This is a genomic window from Parasphingorhabdus marina DSM 22363 (assembly GCF_900128895.1).
In the GTDB taxonomy this organism is placed as follows: Bacteria; Pseudomonadota; Alphaproteobacteria; order Sphingomonadales; family Sphingomonadaceae; genus Parasphingorhabdus; species Parasphingorhabdus marina.
Genome location: NZ_FSQW01000001.1, coordinates 1,471,171 through 1,484,046 on the forward strand (window position 1 = coordinate 1,471,171; position 12,876 = coordinate 1,484,046).

A 12,876-nucleotide genomic window follows, 5' to 3' on the forward strand; every position below is an offset into this window, starting at 1 on the left:
GCAATATCCCGTTTCCGGACATTGCAGTTCCGATCCGTTTCTGAGATGATGTAAACAGCGGTAAAGGGAGGGAAAAAGGGGTCGTGGCCAGATTGTCCGAGATGCGTTCAATTTTGTCCGAAATATGGTGTTGCCGGCCCGCAGTCATTGGTGAACAGCGCGAAATCTGCAGGCTTTCAGGCGAATCGCGGTGATCGGATTTGCACAAAAATGTGTATTTTTGCTGCTGGCCATGGTGTTGATCGGCCTGGCATGGACAACGCCCGGCCATGGGCAAACCAGCGACGACAACGCTATTGATCAGGGCGCTGACAGAGCGATTGCCAACAGCCTCGCGGATCTGCCCAGCGGTCAGTTAAAGCCTCTCGCCGCCAGTTCCTTTGTCGATCAATCCGGGACAATCGCTGCGGATGCGATAGCCGCCCAGACCTTCACATTCTCGCAAAGCCCATTTGCAATACCGCGCCCTCCGGGTGCCCTATGGCTGAAATTTCAAGCGCATAACCCCCATACGGATGACAAGCTATGGGGCATTTCATTCATGGAAACCGTGATGGACGACGTGACCCTGTTTCAGGATCAGGGCGGAAAACTGGTGCAGATATCGCGCGATGGCCGGACAGTCCCGAAGGCGCAAAGCGATAATGACCGGCTGCAAACCGCTGTCTCATTCCGCATCGAACCGGGAGGGCAAGAAACCTATTATGTCCGCCTGTCCGGCACCTACGCACCCGCCGTTACGCCGGTTATCAGTTCGGTCAGACTGCTGTCCAACTGGTCCAGCACATTTTCCGCGATATCCGCCCTGATGCTGGGCTTTTGCATCATCATGACAATCTTCACGCTAATATTATTTCGCCAGATTCATCCGCGCTTTTATCAATTTTACGCGGCCTATCTGATCGGGATGTTCTTCGTCACCTTCCTCTACGATGGATGGCCCCATATCATATTCGGATCGACCATTTCGACGGTCCAATGGCGGCCGCTTGTTGAACTGGCATCCGGCCTGGTGATGCTGGCCAATATTCAATATTGCAGGATATTACTGACCATCGATACCGACCCCCGGCAAAGAAAGCAGGCGGTGTTTCACTGGCTGACCGGGCTGGGGGTGATCGCCACTATCTGGGCGATGGTTGATCCGTTTGATTGGGGAACACCGGTGTCGATCCTGTTCATCATCAACCCCTTCGTTCTTCTCTATGTGGCGGGCCGAAAAATGTTCGATGGCGTCAAACAGGCCGTTCCGGTTTTTGCGTCGCTGCTGGCGCTTACCATCGGCTTGTTTTCGTCTCTCTACTTCTTCAAATTTCCGGTCTCTGTCACCGCCACCAGCTCTACCTTTGAACTGATCATGATGCGGCCGATTACTTTGAGCTATACCAGCTCGACCATATTGGAGGCGATATTCATGATGGCGGCGATCTCGATCATGATCAACGCCATGCAGAGGCATAGAAATGCCGCCGTCACCGAAGCGGTCAGGCTTCGGGACAAGATAGACATTTCGCAGAAACAGCCAGCACCAGAACAGACCGCCGTAGAGGTTGTTGGCGATACGCTAGATGCTCTTCATGCGAGCAGCCTCGACAAAACACTTTCCGCTCCGGCCGGGCAGGGTTTTCTCGAACGCGCGACGCAGGCGGTGATCGAAAATATCAGCCAGCGCGGCTTTGGCGCAGGGGCTCTGGCTTCGGCTTTGGGGGTCACGGAAAAAACCCTGGGCCGCCGGCTCAAAAAGGCACAGGGGCTGACACCTGCGGCCTTCATCCGGTCCATCCGCTTAAGCTATGCCCGCGACCTGATATTGCTTCGCCAATTTGATACGATTACTGCAATCGCCAATGCCTCCGGATTTTCCAGCGTAGGGCACTTCGCCAAATTATACCGCCAGGAATTTCGAACAACGCCCAGCGAGGCGCTTAAATCACTCAGGAATGAGGTTTAAAGATTCTCCGAGGGTATTTATTTGGGAACGAACGCAAATGATATTCGTAGGCTGCCAGCTTATGTCCGCTTTCGGGATATTGCAGTCACCAAGCTAATGTCCGCTATGGGCGCAAAAGCGGGCACATCTCAATCCAGGACGAGTGTTCCCAAACTTTAACTCTCCGAAACAGCGATGACATTGTCGTCGCTGTTTCGGTCGACATATTTGTTGTAGGGATCAACGCCCGCAAAGGCAGGTTTCTTCCTGGTGACAATCTTGATTATCTGCTTGCCATCCCGGATCGGTTTACGTTCCATCATCACAACATCCTTGCTGTCAAAGGTTCCGTCTCCCGGACGTTCGGCGAAAAGGCCCACTTCGATGCTGTCCGCGAGAGCCGCCTTTGTTTCATTGCCCAGTCCGTCCGCGTAAAACTTGGCTGCCTCAACGGTGATGGTGGTCTCAAACTGGCCATTGTCCAGATTTCTGACCTCGGCTTCGGCAGCCTTCATGTCATATATCGTGATCTTCTCCAGCAAATCCACGACCAGCTGTCTGTCCGCATCATCGCGCGCCAAGGATTTGAAACCATCGACGAGATCTGTCGATGCGGCATAAGGCTGGCTTTTGAACCGGTACTTGTCGAGCAGTCCCGCGAGCATCTCGTTCACGCGATCCTCGCCCAAACGGTCCTGTAACAGGTACATGACCACCGCCCCCTTGCGATAGTGGATATATCCCTGGTTCTCGACGCGATTCAGCGGCAATTCCTCTATCACTTCGCTGCCGCGCGAACTCAGATAGCGATCCAGCTCATATTGCAGGAACCGGCGAATTTTGTCCTCGCCATAAAGTTTCTTCATCACCATCAGCGCCGAATATTGCGCCAGAGTTTCGACCATGAGGGTGCCACCCTGCTGATCCGCGCTGACCAGTTGATGGGCCCAATATTGATGGCCCATTTCATGCGCGGTCACATAGGTCACATAATCAATATCTTCGGGATCCCTGAGATCTGCGATAAAGCCTATGGACTCCGAATAGGGCATGGTCCCGGCAAAGGCCTGCGCGAAACTGGCATAGCCGGGAAATTCGATGACCCGGGCATGATCGAACTGATAGGGGCCGAAATTGGTTTTATAGTAGGCCAAAGATGCTTCCATCGCTGCCAGCATCGTATCGACATTGTAAGCATGTCCGGCATCGTGGAAAACTGACAATTGCACGCCATCTGCTTCCTTTTCAGTGACCGCATAGTCTGCGGACTGGATCGAGAAAAATGCCAGTATCGGAGCTTTGGACACGAAACGTGCGATGCGCCGTCCGTCCCTGACTTCATCCGAAAGCTTCTCGCCGGGGGCGATCGGGGTCTGGCTGGCGACGGTCGAGATTGTAATGTCCGACATCACCCAGTCGGTGTCAGAGAGGTAATTGCGTTCCCGTGCTGACAGATCTTCCAGTTTGGCCGGCCGCAGCTCGGAAGGCAGGCCATATTTCCGGCGGGTTGCCCGATCGGACAACAGGCCGCTCCGGTCCATGCCAATGGCCGGTGTGAACTCGGCATTGTTGAGGAACGTCCCGTTCTTTACCAGCCGTGTATCATTGCCCGAGGCCCGGAAACCGCGCTGCCAGCGCTGCGACCGGAAGCTGAGTTCCCGCGTTTCTCCCGGCTGCATCGGGGTATCAAAACGATAGATATAGTAGCGGAATTCATCGTCCTGCATTTTCAGTGTCGCACCCGGCAGATCGACAGAGACATTCTTTGTTTCCGGATCACCAAAGCGCACATGCAGTTCTTCCACTGGCGCTCCTGTGTCGTTGATCATGGAGTAGGTACCCGATGCTTCCATCCGGGTTTCGGCGGGATAAATGTCCACCGCAAGTTTGATCCGGGTCAGTGATGGCTGTTTGACCGTTTCATATTTCAGATATTTCTTCTCAAATTCCGCTTGCAGTGCCTCGACATCATCGCTGGTCCGATATTCATTGAGAATATTGGTGTTGTAGAAGATGTAGGCACCGCTGCTTCCGGCGACCAGGGCGGCGACCCCGAACACGGCTCCGGCCGGACTGATCAGGCGTCTGGGCAGTTGCCGGATTCGTGGCAGGAGACTGGTTTCGGTGCCGCGCCGCCACAGCAGATGTGCCGCTACCGCCAGCATCAGTGCGAATGCGCCCCAATAGAGCTGCACCCACCAGTCGCCGGTGGAGCCGACGGCATTCCCATTAATGTCGGATAGCGGAACGCTGATTCCTGATCCGTAAAGCAATAACGGATGATCATAACCGAGCGCATTGAAGGTAATCGTCGCGACCACATAGAGGACCATGATGCCCCAGCCGATATATTTGTTGGGACTCAGTGCTTGCACGAATACCGAGAGGATCGCGATGATCAGGAAATTGATGGTCAGTGGTGCGATATACCAGGCAAGATATTTGCCAAACTCGATATGGGTATAACCTTTTGCAAGCTGGATAGTGATTGCGGCGATTACTGAAATCATCACGGTTGCCAGCAGCACCCCGAATACCGCAACGGTTTTTGAAACCATGTAGATCCAGTTCGGCAGCGGGGTTGAATCGACTATCTCGTGGACCTTGCGATCGCGATCCCGCCACACCAGTTCTCCACCGTAGAAAATCGCGATAATCATCGGAATGATGGTGAAGGAGCCCTGAAGTTGCGGCAAAATCGCAAAGGTCACCGGATAGGGAGCTGTTCCGTAACTTTCGTTTCCAAAGAAAAGCGAAGCCGAAGCATTGAACAGCCCGATGATGATGAGCACAAAAAAGGCCGGACTTTTGAACACCTGCGTCATTTCGAAGCGGGTCCGGGTGAGCAGCCGGTCCCAGGCCGCGTTCTCCGGCTCGGCATCCGGAAGAGAATCCGTGACCGTGGGAAGGACGGCCGCTAAACGCTCAGCCGTCTTTTTCTGTTTGCGCAGCTGCCGGGCGGAAACGCCGCGTTCGGCGAAGCTGAATCGCGAACAGGCAAAGAGCAGGGCCAGCAGCGCCACGCCAATCCAGATCAACCGGTTGGCCAGGAGAATGCCTGCAAAAGGCGCCATCTTGCTATTGCTTTCGGCCGCCGTCCAGTAACGCGTGATATACTCATAGGCCCCGCCCCCAAAGGGTTCGATGTAGGCGCCCAGTTCGAGCCAGTCGGGCCGCGATTGCACGACCGCGCTGAAGACGATGTACAGGACCAGAAACAGCACAACGCCGAGATAGCTGTACATCATCGATCGCGTAATGGTGGCGACCGCAAAGAAAATGGCCGATGTCAGGAAAATTCCGGGCAGCGCCAACAGGAAATAGGAATAGAGATAGAAGGATAGCCTGTTGGGTCCCAGTGTTTCCGGATCCATCCACGGCATGAGTGAGCCCAGCCAGATTGCAAGCGGCACGGTGAGAAAGGCAATCGCGGCAATTCCGAATGCGCCGGTGAAACGTCCCATCAGATAGTCAAATTTGCTGACCTGGGTAGAGCGGACCATCGGACCGAAGCCGCTTTCGTCATCCCGGACAATGACATTTGCGACAAATGCCGTGGTCACGAACATGAAAAAAATGGTCAAAATGATCGATGTTTCGGCAATGGCCGAGGGGCTGTTGGCATTGATGTTGCCGCCGTCCCCGATACTGATATTGTCCGCGGTTACAGCGCCGAACGTCAGCAGGAAAAAAAGCACCGCAACGACCCAGAATACGGGATTGCGGAACTGATAGCGGAGTTCAAAGGTGGCGATTTTTCCGAACATTCTGCTTCTCCGGATCAGGCCGCTCTGGACGCACTGGACGCATCCCGGCGGGTCGCTGCCAGGGTCGAGAAATAGACATCCTCCAGCCCCCCGTCGACCAGTTCGAACCCGTTGCCGGGATCGTCCTGTGACAGAATATGGATGCTGGTCGCACCGGCAAAAAGCCGCGTTGATATGACTTCGTAGCGGTCCTGATATTCGTCCAGCTTGTGGCGGTCGATCGTCTTGGACCAGACCGTCCCTTTCGCTCTTTCAATCAGGTCCAGCGGCGCGCCTTCCAGTTGAATCCGGCCATTGGAGATGACCGCCATCTGCGGGCAGAGGTCGGATGCATCCTCGACGATATGGGTCGACAGGATGACAACGACATTCTCGCCAATCTCGGCGAGCAGATTGAGAAACCGGTTCCGCTCTTCCGGGTCGAGGCCTGCAGTGGGTTCATCGACAATGATCAGTTCGGGATTGCCGATAAGTGCCTGCGCAATGCCGAATCGCTGGCGCATTCCGCCGGAAAATCCTGCAATGGCCTTCTTTCGAACGTCCCACAAATTTGTCTGGTTGAGCAGGGTTTCGACCGTGACCTTGCGGTCAGGAGCTGAGGATATACCTTTCAGCACCGCCATGTGTTCGAGCATATCATAGGCAGAAATGCGCGGATAAACACCGAAATCCTGCGGCAGATATCCGAGTTTTTCACGCAATTTTTCGGGATCGGCCAATATGTCGAGCTCACCGAAACGGATCGATCCCTGAGTTGGAGTCTGCAAGGTTGCCACCGTTCGCATCAATGTCGATTTGCCGGCGCCATTGGGCCCGAGCAGTCCGAACATTCCCTTGGGAATGGAAAGGGTCACTTCATCCAGCGCCCTGGTGCCATTTGGGTACACATGGGTGACATTTTTGAGTTCCAGCATTCCAACCTACTCCATCAAGGCGTCTCGAATTGAATTGCAGCTGTGTTATATGCATAACTCACTCGTGGCAAGCGCTGAATGAAATCCCGAACTCTATGCTGGTCAATTCTGCCACTATGTCCGCTATCGGGACAAAGCGGACACTTATAGAGCAGGCCCGGATCAACCTTTTGAGACCGCCCTGATCAGCGCACTATCTTGTCGCCTGATTTCCTAGATGCGCGACCGAGCTTGACAAAAGAGCCGCATAATTCAATGCCATGGCGATGCAAGAATATGTTGTCCCGCTTGCCGTGTCTGCCCTGCTAATTGCACTATGTCTGAACCTGCATTTCAGAATATTGCGGATGGGCGCATCGGCAATCTCGGAATTTGAAGCCGACATGCGTCGCCCGATGCTGGCTGTTCTGACATTGATATTCATCGCTCATCTGATTGAAGTCGTTTTGTTTGCGGTCGCCTACTGGCTGATTGACTTGTCCGGGAATGGCAGCCTGGTTGGGATCCATGCACCGGATGCGTCCGACTATTTCTATTTTTCGATCGTGTCTTACACGACGCTGGGCATTGGCGACATTGCTCCGGAAGGTGCGATGCGACTGGTTGCCGGAATAGAGGCGCTAACGGGTTTGCTGCTGATAGCGTGGAGCGCATCCTTCACTTATCTCATGATGGAGCGGCTATGGTCATCTGTAGAAGACTAGACGATTTGATTGCGGTCATGAGCGGGACGTTGTGACCGGTTTTTCCGCTCCTCCGCCGCCCAATATCCGGCTGAGCGTGGGCGTGACCGGTCATCGGTCCGTCCATCCGCTCTACGCGGCCAATTCCAAGCAGATCGAGGCCTGCATTGCAGGAGTTTTTGACTCAATTGATCGCGCCACCGGTGACGCGCATTCTCCGTTCGACAAAATGGAAATTGAGCCAACCCGCCTGCATACATTGCTGGTTGACGGGACCGATCAGGTCGCCGCCAATCTGGCGCTGGCGAGGGGTTGGGAGCTCATCAGCCCGCTGCCATTTGGCGAAAAATTGAATTTGGCGGTCAATGCGATGCCGGCCAGTGTTGAGGATGCGAAGGCTTTGCTGGCTGGAGAAAAGGCCGGAAATGAATCGACACAGAGCCGGGCGGAACGCATTGATCAGGTAGCCAAACGGGCGAGCCTGTTTGAACTTGCTGATCAGGATGATGCCATTGGTGAACTGTATCTGGCCATGCTTGAAGCACCGGACAACTTCGCCAAGGCCCAGGCTTTTGCATTGGAAAGTGCGCAGCGAGCCCAGCTGGCAGGCCGGATCCTGATCGAACAATCGGATGTTCTGGTGGCAGTCTGGGATGGTGCCAGCACCGCCAATATCGGTGGGGCCGGCCATACTGTGGCAACCGCGCTTGATCTTGGTGCCCCGGTTATCTGGATCAATCCGTCGGATCCCGAAAACTGGCGAATTCTGCACGCTCCTGAATCACTGGCCTTGTCACAAACTGAGAAATTGGAGGATGATCGGGACGCCCGGATTTCGGCACTGGTGACGGAAGTCATTTGCCCGGAAGAGGTTCGGCAATCCGTGCAAGCAACCGATGGCCGGGGCCTGGAGACATTGAGCAATGAGCAATGGCGTGAACGCAGTTCCCGTCTGGTCCACGCCTATCGCCGTGTGGAAGCCTTGTTTTCCGGCGAAAAATCTCGTTTTCGCTCCCTCGTTCAGGTCTACGAAAAACCGGAAGAGGTGGCGCAGGGGAGCGGCGCAAAATTGACCGAGAAGATCACGCACCTTCCCGGCGCCGACCCGGCCCTGACGGAGAAAATTACGGGATTTGCCCTGAAATCCTTCGCCTGGGCCGATGGTATTTCTGCGCGGCTTTCCGACCATTACCGCGCAGGAATGGTCGTAAACTTTCTGTTGTCCGCGCTCGCCATTGTCGGCGGTATTCTCTACCTTCCGCTGGTGCCTGCCGAACAAAAATGGGGGTTTGCCCTGTTCGAGTTCCTGCTGCTTGTGGCGATAGTCATTATCACCTCCCGCGGACAGAAATATCGTTGGCACGAACGCTGGTTCGAAACCCGCCGTGTCGCCGAATATTTCCGCCACAGTCCGCTGCTGTTGATTCTAGGCGTTGCAAGACCTCCCGGACGATGGCCCCGAAGTACAGATACATCGTGGCCGGAATGGTATGTCCGCCAGGCACTGCGCGACATCGGCCTGCCGCGTGCCAAAGTCACAAGCGGATATTTGCGGACAGCACTCGAAACGCTCGACACATGCCATGTCACCCCGCAGCGTGATTATCATTTCTCCAAAGCTCAGCGACTGCAGAACGTCCATCACAACCTCGACCGGTTTTCCGAATTTCTCTTCAAACTGGCCCTCCTGTCCGTCGCAACCTATCTGCTATTGAAGCTGGGCTCGACGGTTAATATTCTGGACAGCGGGTTTGTCGGTACCTTGTCCAAAACATTCACCGTACTTGGCGTCCTGTTTCCCACCTTTGGAGCTGCAATTGCCGGCATCCGCTATTTTGGCGATTTCGAGCGATTTGCCGCCATATCAGAAGTCACGGCTGAAAAACTGGATGCCATCAGGAGCCGCATATTGCTGTTGCTGACAGCACCGGATGAGGCTCTCGACTATGACAAGGTAACAGAGCTGGTCCACGCAACCGATGATGTTGTCGTTGCCGAAATCGAAAACTGGCAGGCCGTATTTGGCGGCAAGCATATTACGGTGCCCGTATAGCAGAGAACCGAGCCAACCATCGGAAGGCTGTGACTTGCGCAGAATTCCGGTGCCCCGGTCTCAATGGGTCGATCTGGCAGTATCATTTTACAAGCGCTTGCAAATCCAGTAGAATTTCTTCAACTAGCGGTTGAACGGGACAGACCTTGAAATGCCGGACAACGACTTTCCAGACCGCGCGCGGGAAACCACCGTATTTTTTAGCTATTCCCGCACGGATCAGAAAGAAGCCCGGGCGATCATAAACTTGCTTGAACGGGCGGGCTTTGCGGTGTGGTGGGACGGCTTGCTGGAGGGTGGCGAACGCTTTGCCAATGCGACAGAGGCCGCCCTGGATCGCGCCAGGGCGGTTGTTGTTCTCTGGTCGAAGACATCGGTCAACTCACATTGGGTTCATGATGAATCGACCCGCGGGCGGGATAGCGGCCGCCTTGTCCCTCTGTCACTGGATGGCAGCGAGCCGCCGCTCGGCTTCGGCCAGTTCCAGTGCATTGATATCTCCAGGTCCCGGATTGACGCCAATGATGGAGAAATCGAAAAGATGCTGCGGGCAGTTGCGGCGCTCCATGATGGCGGGGAATTGCCCGCCAATCACGATCTACTGGCTCATCCTGTTCCGAACCGGCGCAATCTGCTCATCGGTGGCGGTGTGGCCGCCATGGCGGCTGCGGGGCTGACAACGTGGCTCATTGATCCTTTTTCCGGATCATCACCAGACAATGGCGTGGCGGTTCTGCCATTTGAAAATCTGAGCGGTGACCCGGAGCAAAATTACTTCTCTGACGGTCTGACGTCTGAGATCAGAACGCAATTGTCGCGGAACAAATTGCTGCAGGTCGTCGGACAGACGTCTTCGGACGAATTTCGCGGGCACCAGGGTGGTGCGGAGGAAATTGCGGACAAACTTGGCGTGACATTTCTCCTCGATGGCAATGTACAAAAGGCGGGGGACCGGGTTAAAATCACTGCAGATTTGAGCGACGGGCGCACCGGGGCGAGCAGATGGAGTCAAAGCTTCGAGCGGCCGTTGACCGATATATTCGAGGTGCAATCCGAAATTGCCGTAGCGGTTGCAACATCACTGGCAGCGGTCATGGACGATGGCCCCGCAATTGACCGGACCACACAGGTTGGAGGAACGAACAGCATTGCCGCTTTTGATGCCTATCTTCGCGGCAAGGAGCTTTACGAGGCGGCAATCGATGAGCAGTCCGATCGCGAGGCGCTTGCGAAATTTGACGAGGCTCTTGCGATTGATCCGGAATATGCCAGTGCGGCGGCCGCGCGGTCCCGGACTCTTGCGGTTATCGGCAATCTTTATGCCGACTTCGAAGAGCGCGTACGTCTTTACGACGAGGCAGTTCTTGCCGCGCGCAAGGCAACCGAATTGGTGCCGGATCTGGCGGCGGGTCATTCTGCGCTAGGGTTTGCGCTGGCGTCTGGCAAACTCGATATGAAGGCCGCCCGCGTGCCCTATGAACGGACCTACGCGCTGGGCATTGGCGATGCTGATCAGCTCAGTCGCTATGCAACTTTCAAATCCCGGCTGCGCGACTATCCTGCGGCCAGCGCGGCGATAAGTCGCGCATCAAAACTGGACCCCCTCAATTCGAGAGCCTTTCGCGCCATGGGTGACATTCACTATTTTGGACAAAAATATGAACTGGCAATGAGTGCATATAGACGGGCAATTGGGCTCAATCCGGATATCGGCAACTATTATTCACTGCTGGGTTTCGCACAGCTGATGCTCGGACAGCTGGATGCGGCCGACGAGTCCTTCTCCAACAAGATGAGCAAAGTTCGGCGCCTGCCAGGTTATGCCATTATTGCGCACAAACGAAATGACCGGTCGGGGGCGGAAGCGGCGCTGGCCGAGCTGCAGGCGGAATATGGAGACAAAAGCCATTACCAATATGCGCAGGTTTATGCGCAATGGGGTGACACCACTCGATCATTGGCCGCGTTGGATGCGGCCTGGCAATTGCGCGATGCGGGACTGACCGCGCTATATGCCGATCCACTGCTCGCTCCCGTTCGCGAAGAGCCGGAATATATCAAACTGGTAAAAACCATGGGTTTCATCTAAACGAGATCAGGAACTTTGAGGGGGACCAGAACTATGCGTAAAACCACAATGGCAGCAATATTGATATCAGCATCCTTGGGCCTGTCGGCCTGTCAGGAACCGGCCACAGACGGTGATGTCACGGAAGAGGATCGTACGACAGGAGAGGATGATCGCACGGGTGAGGATGATCGGACAGGTGAAGACGATCGCACCGGCGAAGATGACCGCACCGGCGAAGATGACCGGACGGGCGAGGATGATCGTACCGGCGAGGATGATCGTACCGGCGAGGATGATCGTACCGGCGAGGATGATCGGTAAGCGCCATTTGGTAGACTGGACGCCAAGACTTGTCTCGCCTGGTGTCAACAAGTTGCCGGGCCAGCTATTCCTGCACGGCTGCCGGCCAACGGATCACGGCAGCAGGCTGGGCTTTCTGCATCGCTGCTCTGATCCACTCGACATAATGTGATACGCGGACATAGACGGCGGGGATTTCCGGCGCCCCGCATCCTTTGCCACGTGAAACGATACCGACAAGCGTTCGCTTGTTGCCATCGTCAAGTCGGGTCAGCGGACCACCGCTATCTCCCTGACAGCTGTCTTTTGCCGAGCCTGGGCTCCCGTCCGAAATAACTGCACCGGCACACAGGCTTCCGGCACCAAAGTCGCGATAATGCTCCTGACAAATGGCATCATCCAGATAATTGATCGTAAGTTGTTGTAACGCGGCCGGTTTTCGTTGCAGCTCGCCCTGGCTATCACGCAGCCGTTGAAAATCCCGGTTCGCATTTCGCTGTCCCATATAGCCCCAGCCAGTAACTCTCAGGTCCTCCCGTGTCTCGAAATCGCGATCGGTGGGGTTCATTACATCGATTGCGGCGAGGCGGCCTTGTGCGACCAGGTCGGCCAGACGGGATTGAGTCTCGGTATCGTTACTCAGCTTGATCAATGCGATATCGGCCATTTTTGCGGTTCGACTGTAATTTCCGTGGATTACCACGGCATCCACAGCGAACCGGCTATCCGCGGCTGTCAGATTTTGGGTGCCCAATATCAGGTAACGATCATTGACCGCATCGCCTTTGCTGCCATCCGGGGCGGATACCCTGTCCACGCAATGTGCGGCGGTGACGATCCAGCCATCGCCAATATAAGATCCGCCACATTTGTGCGCGAGCTCGAACTCCTCTCGTTCTTCCAAATAATTTTTGCATTCATCGCCTTGTTCCAGTCTGGCATCGAAGGCGCGTTCAGCCTGACTATATTCCGGCGCGGACATGATCGCGATCTGCCAGGGAGCTGACCCGGGTTTGGCGGGCTTGCCCCCGACAATGCGGCCGCCGCCATCCTTTTCCAACCGCGCCTTGCAGCGTTCTGAACGACTGGTTTTCGCCGTCTTTGTTGTTGATTCCAAATCATTTCCGGAAGGCGAAGGTTTCGGATCACATCCGCTCA

At 55.3% G+C, this 12,876-nt stretch carries 8 protein-coding genes; 5 read left to right on the plus strand and 3 right to left on the minus strand.

Annotated features, from left to right (window positions below):
* Positions 1–190: 190 nt before the first annotated feature.
* Positions 191–1,951, plus strand: a complete 1,761-nt coding sequence (locus BUQ90_RS07305; RefSeq protein WP_074204366.1) for a helix-turn-helix domain-containing protein — start codon at positions 191–193, stop codon at positions 1,949–1,951.
* Positions 1,952–2,106: 155 nt separating this feature from the next.
* Here the strand turns inward: BUQ90_RS07305 and BUQ90_RS07310 are convergent, their stop codons facing one another.
* Both BUQ90_RS07310 and BUQ90_RS07315 read right to left on the minus strand, forming a co-directional pair.
* Positions 2,107–5,697: an ABC transporter permease/M1 family aminopeptidase gene (locus BUQ90_RS07310; RefSeq protein WP_074204367.1), complete on the minus strand. Its 3,591-nt coding sequence runs from the start codon at positions 5,695–5,697 to the stop codon at positions 2,107–2,109.
* Positions 5,698–5,711: 14 nt separating this feature from the next.
* Positions 5,712–6,611, minus strand: a complete 900-nt coding sequence (locus BUQ90_RS07315; protein WP_074204368.1) for an ABC transporter ATP-binding protein — start codon at positions 6,609–6,611, stop codon at positions 5,712–5,714.
* 260 nt (positions 6,612–6,871) lie between these two features.
* Between BUQ90_RS07315 and BUQ90_RS07320 the strand changes: the two genes are divergently transcribed.
* From BUQ90_RS07320 to BUQ90_RS17850, 4 genes are all read left to right on the plus strand, one after another.
* Entirely contained in the window at positions 6,872–7,315 is a 444-nt protein-coding gene (locus tag BUQ90_RS07320; RefSeq protein ID WP_074204369.1) for a potassium channel family protein, read from the plus strand.
* 31 nt (positions 7,316–7,346) lie between these two features.
* Positions 7,347–9,347: a DUF4231 domain-containing protein gene (locus BUQ90_RS07325; protein ID WP_074204370.1), complete on the plus strand. Its 2,001-nt coding sequence runs from the start codon at positions 7,347–7,349 to the stop codon at positions 9,345–9,347.
* Between the two features lie 151 nt (positions 9,348–9,498).
* Positions 9,499–11,436: a TIR domain-containing protein gene (locus tag BUQ90_RS07330; protein WP_074204371.1), complete on the plus strand. Its 1,938-nt coding sequence runs from the start codon at positions 9,499–9,501 to the stop codon at positions 11,434–11,436.
* Positions 11,437–11,469: 33 nt separating this feature from the next.
* On the plus strand, positions 11,470–11,739 hold the full coding sequence (locus BUQ90_RS17850) for a hypothetical protein (RefSeq protein ID WP_239447366.1): 270 nt from the start codon (positions 11,470–11,472) through the stop codon (positions 11,737–11,739).
* A 64-nt stretch (positions 11,740–11,803) separates the two neighbouring features.
* On the opposite strand, the gene BUQ90_RS07340 is transcribed toward BUQ90_RS17850, so the two are convergent.
* Positions 11,804–12,835: a S1 family serine peptidase gene (locus tag BUQ90_RS07340; RefSeq protein WP_159437052.1), complete on the minus strand. Its 1,032-nt coding sequence runs from the start codon at positions 12,833–12,835 to the stop codon at positions 11,804–11,806.
* Positions 12,836–12,876: the final 41 nt, after the last annotated feature.

Bases quoted from the DNA above. Each gene is read 5' to 3' on its own strand.
- BUQ90_RS17850 (WP_239447366.1), top strand. From the start codon at position 11,470: ATGCGTAAAACCACAATGGCAGCAATATTGATATCAGCATCCTTGGGC.
- BUQ90_RS07310 (WP_074204367.1), bottom strand. From the start codon at position 5,697: ATGTTCGGAAAAATCGCCACCTTTGAACTCCGCTATCAGTTCCGCAAT.
- BUQ90_RS07320 (WP_074204369.1), top strand. From the start codon at position 6,872: ATGGCGATGCAAGAATATGTTGTCCCGCTTGCCGTGTCTGCCCTGCTA.
- BUQ90_RS07315 (WP_074204368.1), bottom strand. From the start codon at position 6,611: ATGCTGGAACTCAAAAATGTCACCCATGTGTACCCAAATGGCACCAGG.
- BUQ90_RS07330 (WP_074204371.1), top strand. From the start codon at position 9,499: ATGCCGGACAACGACTTTCCAGACCGCGCGCGGGAAACCACCGTATTT.